This window comes from Porphyromonas sp. COT-108 OH2963 (assembly GCF_000768895.1).
Lineage (GTDB): Bacteria > Bacteroidota > Bacteroidia > Bacteroidales > Porphyromonadaceae > Porphyromonas_A > Porphyromonas_A canoris.
This window is the reverse complement of the sequence record NZ_JRAP01000002.1, coordinates 146839-164054: the sequence shown is the minus strand read 5'-3', so window position 1 is coordinate 164054 and position 17216 is coordinate 146839. Positions and strand designations below refer to the sequence as shown.

At 44.1% G+C, this 17216-nt stretch carries 10 protein-coding genes and 1 CRISPR repeat array (1 of these 11 running past the window's edge); of the genes, 6 read left to right on the top strand and 4 right to left on the bottom strand.

Features of this window, described 5'->3' with window-relative positions; translation table 11 throughout:
* Window positions 1-4 precede the first annotated feature (4 nt).
* Entirely contained in the window at window positions 5-1768 is a 1764-nt protein-coding gene (gene aspS, locus HQ39_RS00700) for an aspartate--tRNA ligase (RefSeq protein WP_036862712.1), read from the bottom strand.
* Window positions 1769-2898: 1130 nt separating this feature from the next.
* Between aspS and HQ39_RS00690 the strand changes: the two genes are divergently transcribed.
* From HQ39_RS00690 to HQ39_RS00665, 6 genes are all read left to right on the top strand, one after another.
* A complete protein-coding gene (locus tag HQ39_RS00690) occupies window positions 2899-4302 on the top strand; it encodes an MFS transporter (RefSeq protein ID WP_036848860.1) in 1404 nt (467 codons plus the stop codon).
* Window positions 4303-4329: 27 nt separating this feature from the next.
* Complete coding sequence (gene rsfS / locus HQ39_RS00685; protein WP_036862707.1) at window positions 4330-4686, top strand: ribosome silencing factor; 357 nt, start codon at window positions 4330-4332, stop codon at window positions 4684-4686.
* Between the two features lie 99 nt (window positions 4687-4785).
* Entirely contained in the window at window positions 4786-6744 is a 1959-nt protein-coding gene (gene ftsH, locus HQ39_RS00680; RefSeq protein WP_081965352.1) for an ATP-dependent zinc metalloprotease FtsH, read from the top strand.
* An 82-nt stretch (window positions 6745-6826) separates the two neighbouring features.
* The gene (gene guaA / locus HQ39_RS00675; RefSeq protein ID WP_036862702.1) at window positions 6827-8347 is read left to right on the top strand and encodes a glutamine-hydrolyzing GMP synthase; all 1521 of its coding nucleotides are present in this window, start codon (window positions 6827-6829) and stop codon (window positions 8345-8347) included.
* A gap of 135 nt (window positions 8348-8482) precedes the next feature.
* Window positions 8483-9817 carry a PhoH family protein gene (locus HQ39_RS00670; RefSeq protein ID WP_036862701.1) on the top strand — a complete coding sequence of 445 codons (1335 nt, stop codon included), beginning with the start codon at window positions 8483-8485 and terminating at the stop codon, window positions 9815-9817.
* Between the two features lie 87 nt (window positions 9818-9904).
* Window positions 9905-11770, top strand: a complete 1866-nt coding sequence (locus tag HQ39_RS00665) for a biotin/lipoyl-binding protein (protein ID WP_036792102.1) — start codon at window positions 9905-9907, stop codon at window positions 11768-11770.
* An 852-nt stretch (window positions 11771-12622) separates the two neighbouring features.
* Here the strand turns inward: HQ39_RS00665 and ahpF are convergent.
* From ahpF to hisS, 3 genes are all read right to left on the bottom strand, one after another.
* Window positions 12623-14191: an alkyl hydroperoxide reductase subunit F gene (ahpF, locus tag HQ39_RS00660; protein ID WP_036862699.1), complete on the bottom strand. Its 1569-nt coding sequence runs from the start codon at window positions 14189-14191 to the stop codon at window positions 12623-12625.
* A 130-nt stretch (window positions 14192-14321) separates the two neighbouring features.
* A complete protein-coding gene (ahpC, locus tag HQ39_RS00655) occupies window positions 14322-14888 on the bottom strand; it encodes an alkyl hydroperoxide reductase subunit C (RefSeq protein WP_036792096.1) in 567 nt (188 codons plus the stop codon).
* 119 nt (window positions 14889-15007) lie between these two features.
* Window positions 15008-16366: a histidine--tRNA ligase gene (gene hisS / locus HQ39_RS00650; protein ID WP_036862697.1), complete on the bottom strand. Its 1359-nt coding sequence runs from the start codon at window positions 16364-16366 to the stop codon at window positions 15008-15010.
* Between the two features lie 386 nt (window positions 16367-16752).
* Window positions 16753-17216: direct repeats of the CRISPR family, unit length 37 nt; unit sequence GTCTTGATAGTCTTACTGACTGAATATGTATAGATAC (it continues 2085 nt past the right edge of the window).

The following is a 17216-nucleotide window of genomic DNA, read 5'->3' as shown; positions in this document are numbered from 1 at the left end:
TTTATTACTTCTTCTGAGGAATACAGACCTGCAAACAAAGCTCTTCCAGCTGTGCATTATCTATGATCGAAGGAGCATCTATCATGACATCCCTTCCTGAGTTATTTTTAGGGAATGCGATACAGTCCCTTATACTGCCAAGACCGGCAAAGATGGAAACCCATCTATCCAATCCGTATGCTATACCGCCGTGAGGAGGAGCCCCATATTTGAAGGCATTGATAAGGAAACCGAATTGATATTGAGCCTGCTCATCCGAGAAGCCAAGCACTTTGAACATCTTTTTCTGAAGCTCGGAGTCGTATATTCTTATAGAACCGCCACCCACTTCTACTCCGTTTATGACCATGTCGTAAGCATTTGCACGAACAGCGCCCGGATCGGAATCGAGAAGAGATATATCTTCCGGTTTTGGAGATGTAAACGGGTGGTGCTTAGCATAGAACCTCTTGGTATCTTCATCCCACTCCAATAGAGGGAAGTCCACAACCCAAAGACAAGCATACTTATTCGGGTCCATGAGTCCGATACGACGCGCCACTTCAAGACGAAGTTCACCAAGCTGTTCTCTCGTCTTCATGATATCGTCTCCGCTCAGAATCAGGATCAAATCTCCCTCTTTGGCATTCATCTCCTTCTTTAGCTGCTGAAGCACTTCCGGAGTATAAAACTTATCCACACTGCTCTTTACGGATCCGTCTGCTTCCACACGGGCATATACCATACCCTTAGCCCCAACCTGCGGACGCTTCACATAGTCTGTCAGGCTGTCTATCTCCTTTCTTGTCATGGATGCTTTGCCTTCCACACAAATGCCTCCTATGTATGCGGCGTTGTCAAAGACGCTGAATCCGTGTCCTTTCAAGATGTTATCCAGCTCCACAAACTTCATATCGAAGCGGATGTCGGGCTTATCCGAGCCGTAATATTTCATGGCATCGTGCCAAGACATACGAGGATAGCTCTCTGTCTGCTCTACTCCGAGAATATTCTTGAAAAGATGTTTGGAAAGCCCTTCAAAGGTCTGAAGAATATCTTCCTGCTCTACAAAGCTCATCTCACAGTCTATCTGTGTAAACTCCGGCTGTCTGTCGGCACGCAGGTCTTCGTCTCTAAAACACTTCACGATCTGGAAATATCTGTCGAAACCACTGACCATAAGAAGCTGCTTGAATGTCTGTGGAGATTGTGGCAGAGCATAAAACTCTCCTTCGTTCATACGTGAAGGCACCACAAAATCCCTTGCTCCTTCCGGAGTGGACTTGATAAGCACCGGGGTCTCAACCTCCAAGAAGTTAAGCGAGTCCATGTATTTTCGCACCTCGATAGTCATTTTATGACGAAGTTCGAGGTTCTTTCTCACTGCGTTTCTTCTTAGATCGAGATAGCGATACTTCATCCGAAGATCGTCTCCTCCGTCTGTATCATCTTCGATGGTAAAGGGCGGAGTGGCTGCTTTGTTCAATATCTTAATCTCCTTAACATCTATCTCGATCTCTCCCGTCGGGATATTTTTGTTCTTAGACACACGTTCTATGACTACTCCACGAGCTTGTATCACAAACTCTCGCCCAAGATGCTCTGCCTGTTCCTTTAGATTGTTATCTCTTTCTCCATTGAGAGTCAGCTGAGTAATGCCATATCTGTCTCTGAGATCGACAAAAACCAATCCTCCCATAGTACGTACTCTTTGTACCCAACCGGCAAGAGTAACCTCTCTTCCTGCATCTTGAAGTCTCAGACTTCCGCAAGTCTCTGTTCTAAGCATGATATTTATTCTGTTAATCTATTACTTGTCTCATAGTCTTTACACTTCCACAAAAGTACATAAAATCTCTGTATTATTTGTAGATTTCCTTTGCATTAAATCTCTTACAAACTCTGCTTTTTTCTCCAATCTGTATCTCAAATATTCTGAGCAAATGATCGAATTAAACCGGTCTTTTTTAGACGTAAAAATCGACATAAAAAAGAGGCTTTGGAGATGGTATTTTTATATAAAAATGAAGAGCGAAAAGGTCCCGAAAAATGAAGTCGTCAAAACAGGGAATCTCCTAAAAATTTCAGGATAAAACCGATAACAAACTCACCATGAAACGATTACAAAATATCGCGAATTTGAAAACTTTTTCCTCGTGATCGAATTGAAGCCCCAAATTCGAGTTAATAAAGATCAAAATAAGCCCACAGAAATGTAAACAAAACACAACGAGGAAAATCGGGTAAAATCGGCAAAATCGACCACGAAATAGATAAAACACTAATAACCAACCGATTATATAAAATTTCTAAACACGTTAATCGAATCCGGTAAACGTGTTTAATGAAATCACTAAACGTGTTCATTGAAAAATTAAACACGTTAAGCCGACAAAATATGCTCGNTTAATCGAATCCGGTAAACGTGTTTAATGAAATCACTAAACGTGTTCATTGAAAAATTAAACACGTTAAGCCGACAAAATATGCTCGTTTAGCGTTTTTGCTTAGCAGGTATCAGAATTTGTGTTAATAAAACAGGCTCAATTTAACAATTCGATCGTGCTCTGAAAACGACCCCTCCGATCAAAATAGAGAGAGCGAAAAAAGTGAGCATTTTTCGGGATGGAATATATAAAAATGAGGCTCTGAAAAAGGGGTCTCTATTGACAAAAAAGAGCGTAAAATGTACACGATACAGGGTGTATTTTTTAGGATATTTATCCGAAGAGTTTTGAGTATCCATTTGGGTGCCGAATAGCGATCGAATAAATCCGAAATCAGGAAACATAGAATGATTGGAAAATTGAGATAAAAACGAGAGACATTAGAACCGGATTGGTCAAACGCTCATCACTCGTTATTTTTTGTACATTTGTAAGCTATATAGAATAACCCTATAAATTTAACTTTAAGTAAATGACAACTCAAATTAACCACACTACCCTAAGAGAAAATGTATGGGTAAGATGGGGACTGCTTCTCGCAGTATCCTTCACGATGTTTTTTGCCTACATGTTTGTGGATGTTCTCTCTCCTATTAAGACAGAACTGGAACGCCCCGAAGTGTTAGGCTGGTCTTCTTCCGTGTTCGGAACGTATGCCGGCAGTGAATTTTTCATCAATGTCTATCTGCTGTTCCTCATATTTGCGGGTATCATTTTGGACTCTATGGGGATTCGCTTCACTATCCGTCTCTCCGGAGGGCTTATGGTGCTCGGTGCGCTCATAAAGGTTTATGCCCTGAGTGGTACCTTTATCAATGGAGGACCCGGATATGAGTTCTTCAACTCTTTTTGGCCCGAATTTCCTGCAACGGCTAAGCTTGCCTGTGTAGGATTTGCCATATTCGGCACCGGATGTGAAATGGCCGGCGTTACCGTGTCTCGCATCATCGTGAAGTGGTTTACAGGCAAAGAGCTGGCTTTGGCAATGGGGATGGAGATGTCTATTGCCCGCCTTGGTGTTTTTGCCGTATTCTGGCTCTCTCCATACTTGAACAAGACTTTTGAAAGTGTGCAAGCACCTGTTATCTTCTGCACAGCGCTTCTCATGATAGCATTCCTGCTTTATCTTGTTTACTGCGTATTCGACAAAAAGCTGGACAAGCAAGAAGGAGAAAAATCCATGGAAGCACAAGAGGATGAAGCTTTCCACATTAAGGATCTCAAATATATCGTTTTCAACAAGATGTTTTGGATTGTTTCGCTGCTTTGCGTTCTGTTCTATTCTGCAATATTCCCATTCCAAAAGTTTGCTTCGGATATGCTTCAAAGCAATCTCGGACTGAGTGTCGAGACAGCAGGACAGATATTCAGCTTGTTCCCTCTCGGCGCTGTGTTTATCACGCCACTAATGGGTATTTTCCTCGATAAAAAGGGTAAAGCAGCAACCATGCTGATGATGGGATCTTTCTTGATGTTTGTCTGCCACTCCATATTTGCTTTCTACGATTTTGACAGAGGAACAACAAGAGCCCTTGTTGAGGCTATCATGGCAATAGTTTTGCTTGGTCTTGCATTCTCTCTTGTACCTGCCGCTCTATGGCCTTCCGTACCTAAGCTAATAGACAACAAGGTATTAGGATCGGCATACTCTGCTATTTTCTTTATTCAAAACATCGGACTGATGCTTGTACCAACGTTTGTAGGTAAGGTTTTGGACTCTACCAACCCCAATGTTCAGGCAGGAGAACCAAAGAACTTTATGTTTGCAATGATGGTATTTGCCTCTTTTGGTGTTTTGGCATTCTTTTTGAGTCTTCTTCTTAAAATAGAAGATAAAAAGAAAGGCTACGGATTGGAAAAACCGAACGCCAAATAAACAACAAGAACATACACTTTTATTTGAATGATAAAATCAAAAGACATAGCCCTTGCGGCTATAAAAGGACTTGAAGAGAAGAAGGGCAAAGATATTGTCCTTCTTGATCTGACTGTTTTAGATGATCCTATCTGCGACTATATGGTCATTGCCAATGGTAACACCAACACGCAAGTGGAGGCTCTTGAAGACTCTGTCAGAACCATTGTAAGAAAAGAGACCGGAGAAAATCCGACCTGGAGTGATCGTGGTAACGGCGAGTGGATCGCAATAGACTATATTTCCGTTATGGTACATATATTTGTACCCGAATTGCGTAACTATTATGCTCTGGAACAACTTTGGGCAGATGCTAAAATTACGCACATAAAAAGCGAAGAATAGAGTTTCTCCGACAAATTATCTAATACCAAAAACAGCATGAACGGAAATACGAACAACAATAGACCTCAAGGACCGAACTCTTCAAGGGGTAGAAACCCCATGAAGGGTATCGGTTTTGGGTGGATATATGTCGTTATTCTAATAGTACTGGGAACGATGTTCCTAATCAGTCCATCTCCGGAAAACAAGATGGACTGGAGCGAGTTCCAGTCTTATATGGATAGCAATAGTTTTGAGTCCATAACAGTCTATACCGAAAATGGAGAAGCTGTGGGGACTCTGAAAAAAGAGGCTGCCGAGAAATATCACAAGTCAAAGCAAGAAGAAGCCGGTAATGACGATTCCATAGGAGCCAAAAGGACTCTATTGGCAAATAACGATGTTACGACGGAAGTACCCGGAGCAGGAAGTTTTGAAGCCTACTATCAGAAGTTGAAAGAAGCAGACAAACTCCCGGATGCAAGGATCAAGTATATCAATCCGAAACCGTCCATATTCCAATACATCTTCTCTTCTCTACCGCTCATCATTCTCATTGGCTTCTGGATATTCGTGATGAGTAGAATGTCGGGAGCTAAAGGTGGAGGTGGAGGCATCTTCAACGTGGGTAAGAGCAATGCCCAGCTGTTTGACAGAGAGAACAAAGTACGAGTAACATTCTCCGATGTTGCAGGTCTGAGTGAGGCCAAAACAGAAATAGAAGAGATCGTACACTTCCTTAAAGAGCCCAAGAGATATACTCATCTTGGCGGTAAAATACCTAAAGGTGCTCTGCTTGTAGGACCTCCGGGAACAGGAAAAACACTTCTTGCAAAAGCCGTGGCGGGAGAGGCTAATGTCCCTTTCTTCTCTCTATCCGGATCCGATTTTGTGGAAATGTTCGTAGGAGTCGGAGCTTCGAGAGTTAGAGACCTGTTCAAGCAAGCAAAAGAGAAAGCACCTTCTATCATATTCATAGACGAAATAGATGCCATAGGTAGAGCAAGGGGTAAAAATGCCGGATTCGGAGGAAATGATGAAAGAGAAAACACATTAAATCAGCTCCTCACAGAGATGGACGGATTTGATACCAATAGCGGGGTCATCATACTTGCCGCAACCAATAGGGCCGATATCTTGGATAAAGCTCTGCTTCGTGCCGGACGATTCGACAGACAAATCCACGTGGATCTTCCGGATCTCAACGACAGAAAAGAGATCTTTAAGGTGCACATGAAGAGGCTGAAGATGGACGAAAGTGTCGATATAGATCTTCTCTCCAGGCAAACACCCGGATTTTCCGGAGCGGACATTGCAAATGTATGTAACGAAGCTGCTCTTATTGCAGCTCGTAATGGTAAGGATGTAATACAGCGTATAGATTTCATGAACGCTGTGGATAGAATAGTGGGTGGTCTTGAAAGAAAATCCAAGATAACCACTTCGGAAGAGAAACGCTCGATAGCCATTCACGAAGCCGGTCACGCAACAATCTCTTGGCTGTTGGAGCATGCCAATCCTCTTATTAAGGTTACTATTGTACCTCGCGGTAGAGCACTTGGAGCAGCTTGGTACTTACCGGAAGAGAGACAGATTACCACTACTGAACAGTTGTTGGACGAAATGTGTGCTCTCTTGGGAGGACGAGCAGCCGAAGAAGTTGTTCTTGGTCGTATATCCACAGGTGCATCCAACGACTTGCAAAGGGTAACAAAAATGGCACAAGCAATGATTACCTACTTTGGGATGAGTAAGACGATGCCTAACATCAACTTCCAAGATTCTCAAAATGAGTATGGATTTACCAAGCCTTTCAGCGAAGAGACTGCACGAAAGATAGATGAAGAGATCCTTGAACTGATCAATGAGCAGTACGACAGAGCTAAACAAATACTGAGAGATCATAAAGATGGTCATGCCGAAATAGCCCAACTTCTACTGACCAATGAAGTGATCTATACGGATGATGTGGCTCGTATCTTGGGAGAGCGCCCATGGAAAAGCAGGACCGAGGAGCTTCTATCGCACGATATTCCCGAAGATAAAGTAGAACCCAAGGAAGAAGAAATCTTTGAATAGAAGAAATACCTCATTGATAGGTAGTTTTTTCTTAACTTTGTTCATGATATACTGACTTTTAGATACAAGAAACAGAAAAAATATGCTTGAAAAGATACTGATCTTAGACTTTGGCTCTCAGACGACTCAGCTTATTGGAAGAAGAGTGAGAGAGTTGAATACTTACTGCGAAATAGTCCCCTATAACCAATTTCCGGAAGACACCACTAATATAAAAGGTGTTATCCTTTCGGGCAGTCCTTTTTCTGTTTATCAAGAAGAGGCTTTCAAGATAGATCTGCAAAAGATTCGAGGGAAGTTTCCTCTATTAGGAATCTGTTATGGTGCACAGTATATCTCACACTCTTTGGGCGGAAAGGTAGAGTCATCTAACACTCGTGAGTTTGGAAGAGCAAACCTTGTAGAGATATCTTCTTCCGATCCTTTGATGAAAGGAATTGCTCCGAACAGTCAGGTTTGGATGTCTCATGGAGATACGATAACCTTCCTTCCCGATAGTTTTTCAGTGGTAGCATCAACAGAGAGTGTGAAGAACGCAGCATTCCGTGTGGAAGGAGAAAAGACTTGGGGCGTTCAGTTCCATCCGGAAGTGTATCACTCCGAATGCGGATTGGGTCTGCTCAGCAACTTCTTGGATATTTGTGGTTGCGAAAGGAATTGGACACCTGCATCATTCATCGAAACAACCGTGGCGCAACTCAAGCAGGAGTTAGGCAATGATAAGGTTATCCTTGCGCTTTCCGGCGGCGTCGACTCTTCTGTTTGCGCCGTTCTATTGAATAGAGCGATAGGAGACAGACTCACTTGCATCTTTGTAGATCATGGGTTACTCAGAAAGAATGAGTTTGAAAATGTTCTAAAAGACTATGAGCATCTTGGTCTGAATGTCAAGGGAATTGATGCAAAAGACTATTTCTATGAACAACTGAAAGATGTTACAGACCCTGAGACCAAACGCAAAATCATTGGTAAAGGATTTATAGATGTTTTTGACCGTGAGGCGCATAAAATAGATGATGTAAAGTGGCTGGGACAAGGAACAATCTATCCTGATGTCATAGAGTCTCTTTCCATTACCGGAACGGTCATAAAGAGCCACCACAACGTGGGGGGGCTTCCTGAAAAGATGAAACTTAAACTTGTGGAACCTCTTAGAACTTTGTTCAAGGACGAAGTACGTAGGGTCGGACTTGAATTGGGTATGAGACCTCATCTTATTCATCGCCATCCATTCCCCGGTCCCGGCTTGGGTATCCGTATTATTGGAGCAATAGATGCGGAGAGAGTAAGAATACTCCAGGATGCAGATGATATTTACATCAGTATGCTTAGAGAGTATGGGCTATATGATAAGGTATGGCAGGCAGGAGTGATCCTTCTTCCAATAAAATCTGTCGGAGTAATGGGAGATGAACGCACGTATGAAAATACAGTAGCTTTAAGAGCCGTAACTTCTACGGATGCCATGACAGCAGATTGGGCACATCTGCCTTATGAGTTTCTTGCAAAAGTTTCAAACGAAATCATCAATAAAGTCAGAGGTGTCAACAGAGTGGTGTATGACATAAGTTCAAAACCACCGGCAACCATCGAATGGGAATAAAGGCAGAAGCCTCTGAGTCTCTTGTGTGCTCAGAGGCTTTCTTTTTTTGAACAAAACAGATTAGAATATTTTGTATATTTGTTCAAGCTAGTAACCAACCATAAACATCGCGCAAGCGATAAAACTATTATGCAAATGAGTACCAGAAAAAACTTCATCTTGGATACCAATGTTATCCTGCACGACTCCGAATGTCTAAAAAAGTTTCAAGAGAATGATATTTACATTCCCATCACCGTTGTAGAAGAGCTTGACGGTTTTAAGAAAGGGAATGAACAGCTCAACTATAATGCCAGACAGTTTATACGCACACTCGATCGCTTTGCTTCAAAAGAGGATATAACCAAAGGTGTGTCTTTGGGAGAAGATATGGGAAGACTCTATGTCGTTGTAGATACCAACTTGGACCCCAAAGTACATAACGCTCTTGTACAAAATACACCGGATCATCGTATTATCTCAATAGCCATCGCCGTGGCAAGAAGCGAACCGGAAACAAAAACAATTCTGGTCAGCAAGGATGCCAATCTCCGTCTCAAAGCACTTGCATTCGGGGTACAGGCGGAAGACTATAAAAGTGGGCGAGTAGAGAATATCCATCACATGGAGCAGCAACATATCTGGAGAGTTCTCACCAAACCGGATGTTTTGGCAAGAGTGGCGCAGAAAGAAGAGGTAACCATAAAGGAGGTTATGTCCACAAGAGGCAAGAAAATCCTCCCGAACTCCTGCTTCGAGCTACGCGAAAAACGTGGAGATACTCCCCTACTATGCAGAACGCATGGAGATAGTCAAATATTAAAACCGGTAGAGTTCTCCGTCAATGCGGGCATAAAGCCAAGAAATATCGAGCAACAGTTTGCATTTGATCTTCTCAATGACGATGCTCTCTCTCTTGTTGCTATCACAGGAACATCCGGAACAGGTAAGACCTTGCTTGCCATCGCTTCTGCTATCGAGCAAAGAAGAAGGTTTAAGCAGATCCTTATTGCTCGTCCTATCGTTTCTCTTTCAAATAAAGATTTAGGATTCCTTCCCGGAGGTTATGAAGCTAAAGTAGAGCCTTACATGCAGCCGATCTTTGACAATATCAACGTCATAAAGGATGTTACCGGACAGCGACATGGTTCAAACTCTGAGATAGATGAACTTTTAAGGACTCGTTTTATCTCTGTGGAAGCATTAGCATATATCAGAGGTAGAAGTCTCAGCAACGTTATCTGTATTATTGATGAAGCTCAAAACCTCACACCTCTGGAGATAAAGACAATCATCACCCGCGCCGGAGAAGGTACGAAGATAATTTTCTCCGGAGACATTTATCAGATCGACTCCCCTTACTTGGATGTCAAAAGCAACGGGCTATCTTACATGATAGACCGCATGGCAGGACAAGAGTTTTTTGCGCACGTACATTTGGAAAAAGGAGAACGCAGTCTTCTCAGCGAAAAAGCAGCCAAATTGTTATAGATAACAGAAAAAATTCTCTTAATATACTTGCCGTGTCTATCTAACTTTGTATCTTTACAATCAGTAGTATAACATCAGTGTATATATATGAAACGACAAATCAAATTTAGTTTAGTTTACCGCGACATGTTCCAATCGTCCGGTAAGTATCAGCCAAGATTAGACCAGTTAGCAAGAATAGCACCCGTAATCGTTGATATGGGTTGTTTTTCAAGAATAGAGACCAATGGAGGTGCATTCGAGCAAGTGAATCTTCTTTATGGTGAAAACCCCAACAAGGCTGTCCGTACTTTCACAAAGCCATTCAATGAAGCAGGTATCCAGACTCACATGTTGGACCGTGGATTGAACGGACTGCGGATGTACCCTGTACCTGCAGACGTAAGACGTCTCATGTATAGAGTCAAGAAAGCACAAGGAGTAGACATCACACGTATTTTCTGCGGACTCAACGACGTCAGAAACATCATCCCATCCATCAAGTACGCATTGGAAGCGGGCATGATACCTCAAGCGACACTCTGTATCACACACTCTCCGGTACATACTGTGGAGTATTACTCGAATATTGCGGACAAACTCATCGAAGCAGGCGCACCGGAAATCTGTCTGAAAGATATGGCGGGAATCGGTCGTCCGAAGATGCTCGGACGTTTAGTGAAGTCCATCAAGACTAAGCATCCTGAAGTGATTGTTCAATATCATGGACACTCCGGGCCGGGCTTCTCGGTTGCCTCCATGCTTGAAGTGTGCGAGAACGGAGCAGATATTATCGACGTGGCAATGGAGCCGCTATCCTGGGGAAAGGTTCACCCGGACGTGATCACCATCCAAGCCATGTTGAAAGATGCGGGATATGATGTTCCGGAAATCAACATGAATGCATACATGAAGGCACGCAGCCTGACACAAGAGTTTATGGACGACTTCTTGGGATACTTCATGGATCCGACCAATAAATACACCTCATCACTTCTTGTCGGATGCGGACTTCCGGGAGGTATGATGGGATCTATGATGGCAGACTTGAAAGGGGTACACTCCGGCATCAACATGTATCTCCGAAACGAAGGCAAAGAGGAGCTTACGATAGACGACTTGTTGGTGAAGCTCTTCAACGAAGTGGAGTATGTATGGCCAAAGCTCGGCTATCCTCCTCTGGTAACGCCGTTCTCTCAGTACGTCAAGAATGTCGCTCTGATGAATGTCTACAACATGGAGCGAGGAGAAGGCAGATGGCAGGCAATTGATGCCAATACCTGGGATATGATTCTTGGAAAAGCCGGAAGACTTCCGGGAGCATTGGATCCGGAGATCGTGGCGCTTGCAAAAGAGAAAGGTCTTGAATTCTCCGATGCCGATCCTCAATCCAACTATCCCGATGCTTTGGACACCTATCGTCAAGAGATGAAAGAGAATGGTTGGGATTTTGGTCAAGACGATGAAGAACTGTTCGAGCTTGCGATGCACGACCGTCAGTACAGAGACTACAAGAGCGGTGTGGCAAAACAACGCTTCAATGAAGAAGTAGAAAAGGCTCGCAACGCAGAGATGACCAAACAAGGCTTCTCCGCCGAAGACATCCTTGCCATCAAGAGAGCCAAATACATCGCCGTACCTGCCACTGCAACGGGGCAAGTCTTCTGGGAAGTGGACTTCCAAGACGGCTCTACACCTCCATCCGAAGGCACCGCTTACCGCGCAGGTTCCAAGCTTTGCTTCGTCATGACACCTATGGGCTATCCTGAAGACGTCAAGGTGAACATCTCCGGACGCATCCGCGAAGTAGCCGTAAAGCAAGGTCAGGTGGTAAAGAAAGGCGACGTCATTGCCTACTTTGAAGAGATCACGGACGAATCTCAGCTTCCACCCGTTGAAAACTCACAAGCGGCAGTGGACAGAGTAGAAAAGAAAAAGTTTGAATCCAAACCAAAAGCAGAGAAGAAGAAGTAACACGCTTCTTTCGGGATAAAAATAGAAACACCAAGCAGAGCTGCGGATCTTTCCGGTCCGTGGCTCTGCTTCTTTATATCTCCACATTCAGACAAAAGCCGCAAAACATCCGCTCTGTTCGGAGAGCTCTCTTCCTTTCGTCCAAAATCTCACCGGTTTTGCTCTGAAAACCGACTAAAAAAAGTTTAATTCCTATTGACTAAAAATCAAAAACTTACTTATCTAAAATTGATTTCCCAATAACCTTTTCTATATTTCACGGCGAGAAACTAATATTTCACGGCGAGAAACCAATATTTCACGGCGAGAAACCAATATTTCACGGCGAGAAATATAGAAATACTTATTAGTAATATGACTTTTACTCATTAGAAATCTATCTTTTATTCATTATTAAAAGAAGTATTATTCATTAATAAGGCAGCTATCACTCATTATCAAGACAGACATCGATAATTATCAAAATAGAAAACGATAATTACCAAAACGAAAAACGGTAATTATCAAAACGAAAAACGGTAATTATCAAAACGAAAAACGGTAATTATCAAAACGAAAAGCGGTAATTATCAAAATAGAAAACGATAATTATCAAAATAGAAAACGATAATTACCAAAATATAAAACGATAATTATCAAAACAGAAAACGATAATTACTAAAACAGAAAACGGTAATTACCAAAACAGAAAACGATAATTATCAAAGTAGACATCAGTAATTATCAAGACAGAAAATAGTAATTACCAAAACAGAAAACGATAATTACCAAAACAGAAAACGATAATTACTAAAACAGAAAACGATAATTACTAAAACAGAAAACGATAATTACTAAAACAGAAAACGGTAATTACCAAAACAGAAAACGATAATTATCAAAGCGATCTTCAAAAGCAGAGAGTGCAGCCTTTGCTCCCTCGCCCATTGCCACAACAATCTGCTTATAGGGAACGGTGGTGCAGTCTCCCGCTGCGTAGATGCCGGGAGTATTGGTGCGACATGAAGGATCTATCAGAATCTCTCCGCGAGGATTGGTCTCGACCAAATCCTTCACAAGTGCAGTATTGGCAGCAAGACCGATCTGAACAAAGACACCTTCCAAAGCGATCTCCGTCTCCTTGCCGGTGGCACGATCGGAGAGAACGATGCTTGTTACCTTGCCGTTCGTTCCGCGGATCTCCTTTGTGGCAGTGCTGAGGATGATCTTGATGTTACCCATTTCCTGCGCTTTCTTCTGCAACACTTCGTCCGCTTTCAACACGTCAAGAAACTCCACTACGGTAACCTCCGTGCAGATCCCTGCAAGGTCAATGGCAGCTTCCATGCCGGAGTTTCCGCCCCCGATCACGGCAACACGCTTGTTCTTGAAGAACGGACCGTCGCAGTGAGCGCAGTATGCCACGCCGTTGCCTGTGTATTCCTTCTCGCCCGGAACGCCCAGCTTGCGCCAGGAAGCACCGGTCGCCATGATAAGAGCAGGTGCTGTGAAGAGTTCGCCCGATGTTGTTTCCACTCTCGATATGCCTCCGTCCTGAGTGATGTTCTTCACGGTGCGAGCCTCGAAGAGCGATATGTCGTTCGCATCAATATGGTTGCGAAGATTGCCCGCAAGCTCTCCGCCGGTGGTGTAAGGCACGGAGATGAGGTTCTCTATACCGACGGTCTCGTTCACCTGCCCGCCGACACGCTCCGCGACGATTGCCACTTTGAGCCCTTTACGTGCCGAGTAGATCGCAGATGCGGCTCCGGCAGGACCTCCACCTACGACAATCACGTCGAAAGATCGCTCCTCCGGCTCTCCGACAGACTCTTGCGGTGTGCTGCCATAGCTCTCTTCCAGCTTGTTCAGCAGTGTCGCCATGTCTCCTCTGCCGACATGAATCACCTTGTCGCCCGCCATCACGGTCGGAACAGATGCTATGCCGAGGCTCTCCACTTCGTCCGGAAAGAAAGATCCGTCCACCATCGTGTGAGAGATGCCGGGGTTGAAGATGGCAAGAAGATTAAGAGTCTGAACCACGTCGGGGCAGTTCGTGCACGAAAGAGAGACATAAGTGCGCAGCTCTATCGGGCCATTAAGGCTCTTGATGCGGCGGCAGACGCCCTCGTCGGGAAGATTCTTTCCGATGCCGTCGTGGTTAAGAATGGAGAGAAGAAGCGATGTGAACTCGTGTCCGCCCGGTATGCCTCGGAAGCTGATGCCCGAAGGTGTTCCGTCCACCAAAAGATCTATCCGGAAGTTTTCGCTCTCCTCATACGCAGCCGACAGCTTCTCCGATGTGGAAGCAAGCTCTTCGATCATCTCCTTGGCATCGTTGTACGAAGGATGAGAGGATTGTGCTTTCAGCAAAAGCGTATATTCCCTCTTGAGTGGCGCAAAGTAGCTGCCCACCTGCACAAGTGTATCTTTATCAAACATGGGTATAAATATTCTTTGTTTTTCTTGTTTCAGACTAAAAAAATAGCCCCCGACGGACTAATAAATAGTAGTCGAGGGCGTATTTGACTCATCTCTCAGCCCACCGGGCTACAGCATAAAAGCTCCGGAATCAGATCTTACCTACAAGGTCGATGCTTGGCTTCAGTGTCTGCTGACCTTCGCGCCACTTTGCAGGACACACTTGACCATCGTGAGAAGCCACATACTGCGCAGCCTTGATCTTACGTAGGATCTCTTCTGCATCACGACCCACGCTGTTGTCGTTAAGCTCTACGATCTTGATGACCCCTTCCGGATTCACAACGAAAGAGCCACGGTATGCCATCTGATCCTCTTCGATAAGGATACCCAACGCACGTGTCAAAGCTCCCGTAGGGTCTGCCAACATAGGGTATTGCACTTTCTTGATGGCAGCAGAAGCGTCCGCCCAAGCCTTGTGTACGAAGTGAGTATCGCAGCTGCAAGAGTAAACCTCAACACCCAGTTGCTTAAACTCTTCATACTTGTTCGCAAGGTCTTCAAGCTCGGTAGGACATACGAATGTGAAGTCGCCCGGATAGAAAACCACCAAAGACCATTTGCCTTTAAGATCTTCATTGGTAATCACTTTGAATTCGCCGTTTTGGTATGCGTTCAGCTTAAACTCCGGAAATGTTGTGTTCAAAATTGGTGTCATAATAAGTTGGATTGTTTTATGGTTTATAATTTTACTGACATCTATATTATTGCAAAACAAAGTTAGATATACTCATCAACCCGTTCAACAGATAATATATATAGGGTTATAGATACGATCTATAAGAAAAGCTTTACAAGCTCATCCATCGGATAGTCTTTTTGCTCTCCGCTCTTCATATCCTTGATGTTCACCACGCCGTTCTCCAGCTCTTTTGTCCCCACAAACGCGACGAACGGGATGTTAAGGTCATCGGCATAGCTCATCTGCTTCTTCATCTTGGCGGCATCCGGGTATAGCTCTGTCCGCACACCCTGCATACGCAGCATGTTCAATACGGGCAGCACGGCATCCACCTCCTTTTCGCCGAAATTGATGAACAGCAGCTGCGTGCCTCTTGCACTCTCTTTCGGATAGAGATCCAGCATGTTCAGCACATCGTATATACGGTCCGCACCGAAAGAGATACCCACGCCGGAGATATTGTCCAGACCAAACACGCCGGTAAGGTTATCGTATCTTCCGCCACCGGTGATGGAGCCCATCTCCACACCCACAGCCTTTACCTCGAATATCGCACCCGTATAGTAGTCCAGCCCGCGAGCCAGTGTCAGGTTCAGCTCAAGCTCATTCTTCAACGGCGTAAGGGCAAGTTTGTCGAGGATGAACTCCACTTCGTCCAAGCCCCGAATAGCTGTGGACGACTCTGCAAGTACCTCCCGAAGCACCGCGATCTTCTCTCTGTTGCCACCGCTAAGGCGCAGTATCGGAATCAGTTTCTCTATTGCGGCATCAGAGATTTCACGCTCTTTCAGCTCCTCCACCACTTTGTCCAGACCAATCTTATCAGTCTTGTCCATCGCCACGGTAATATCTATGATCTTGTCCGCATGCCCGATGTACTCCGCAATACCGGTAAGAATCTTTCTGTTGTTCAGCAAGATGCGCACCGGGAAGCCGAGCTTCGTGAAGACCGTGTCTATAATCTGCGTCAGCTCCACCTCATTGAGCAGAGAGTCGGAGCCGATCATGTCCGCATCGCACTGGAAAAACTCCCGATACCTCCCCTTTTGAGGGCGGTCGGCACGCCATACGGGCTGAATCTGATAGCGTCTGAAAGGCAGCGTTATCTCATTGCGGTGCTGCACCACAAAGCGAGCAAACGGCACGGTAAGGTCGTAGCGCAACCCTCTGTCGCACGCTTTGGCGGCAAAAGAAGCAGAGTTTTTTGCCAAAAGCTCCTCGTCCGTAAACTTCGCCAGACAGTCTCCCGAATTTAAGATACGAAACAGCAGCTTATCCCCCTCGTCTCCATATTTTCCGGTGAGAGTGGAGAGGTTTTCCATTGCAGGCGTCTCTATCTGACGGAAGCCGAAGCTGTGAAACACGCTCTTTATGGTCTCGAATATATAGTTTCTCCGCTCCATTTCGTGAGGAAGAAAGTCCCTTGTTCCTTTGGGTATGGATGGTTTTTGCATCTTTCTCTCTGTTTTTTTGATTCTACTACAAAAATACGACTAAAAACCGACTTCCGGAAGCAAAAATCAAAATGCACTCCTCTCTCTCCAATCCCTCATATCTTTACCAACAGACTGCCATCTACCTGTCCCTCTCCCCTTTCCCAAAACACGATATACGGCTTAAAAACTTTCTCTGATCACGTCTAAATCTTTGATTGAACAGATTTAGAAAAAGAAATCGCGGCTTGATTTCTAAAAATCAAACCGCGATCTGTACCATTCAAGCCTTGCTTTCTCTCATTCAAGCCCTCATCTCCCTCTCTTTACACGTTCACCCCATCTTTTATCCCCTTTCAATCATTCTTCTGAACCCTTTTATCTCAACTTTCTTACTTATCAATCTGATGTAAATAGGCTTAATGACTGAATGTGTATAGATACTCACCTACATCTTCAAAGATTATAGAGAGACAAAAGAGTCTTGATAGTCTTACTGACTGAATATGTATAGATACGGCTCTGCGAAAGCGGAGCCGATCCCTATAAAAAAGTCTTGATAGTCTTACTGACTGAATATGTATAGATACGGTATCTATAAGACCAACTCCAGTCCCCGAATTAGGGTCTTGATAGTCTTACTGACTGAATATGTATAGATACCGAAATATGGTTGATGGTAGGAATGGAGTCCGAAGTGTCTTGATAGTCTTACTGACTGAATATGTATAGATACGCATCGTTGTGATAATGATTATATTCCTTTCTTTTTGTCTTGATAGTCTTACTGACTGAATATGTATAGATACCTTTTTTGAAGGAATCGGAGAGGGGATTTACCCAAATGTCTTGAGAGTCTTACTGACTGAAT

Bases quoted from the DNA above. Each gene is read 5' to 3' on its own strand.
- aspS (WP_036862712.1), bottom strand. From the start codon at position 1,768: ATGCTTAGAACAGAGACTTGCGGAAGTCTGAGACTTCAAGATGCAGGA.
- HQ39_RS00690 (WP_036848860.1), top strand. From the start codon at position 2,899: ATGACAACTCAAATTAACCACACTACCCTAAGAGAAAATGTATGGGTA.
- rsfS (WP_036862707.1), top strand. From the start codon at position 4,330: ATGATAAAATCAAAAGACATAGCCCTTGCGGCTATAAAAGGACTTGAA.
- ftsH (WP_081965352.1), top strand. From the start codon at position 4,786: ATGAAGGGTATCGGTTTTGGGTGGATATATGTCGTTATTCTAATAGTA.
- guaA (WP_036862702.1), top strand. From the start codon at position 6,827: ATGCTTGAAAAGATACTGATCTTAGACTTTGGCTCTCAGACGACTCAG.
- HQ39_RS00670 (WP_036862701.1), top strand. From the start codon at position 8,483: ATGAGTACCAGAAAAAACTTCATCTTGGATACCAATGTTATCCTGCAC.
- HQ39_RS00665 (WP_036792102.1), top strand. From the start codon at position 9,905: ATGAAACGACAAATCAAATTTAGTTTAGTTTACCGCGACATGTTCCAA.
- ahpF (WP_036862699.1), bottom strand. From the start codon at position 14,191: ATGTTTGATAAAGATACACTTGTGCAGGTGGGCAGCTACTTTGCGCCA.
- ahpC (WP_036792096.1), bottom strand. From the start codon at position 14,888: ATGACACCAATTTTGAACACAACATTTCCGGAGTTTAAGCTGAACGCA.
- hisS (WP_036862697.1), bottom strand. From the start codon at position 16,366: ATGCAAAAACCATCCATACCCAAAGGAACAAGGGACTTTCTTCCTCAC.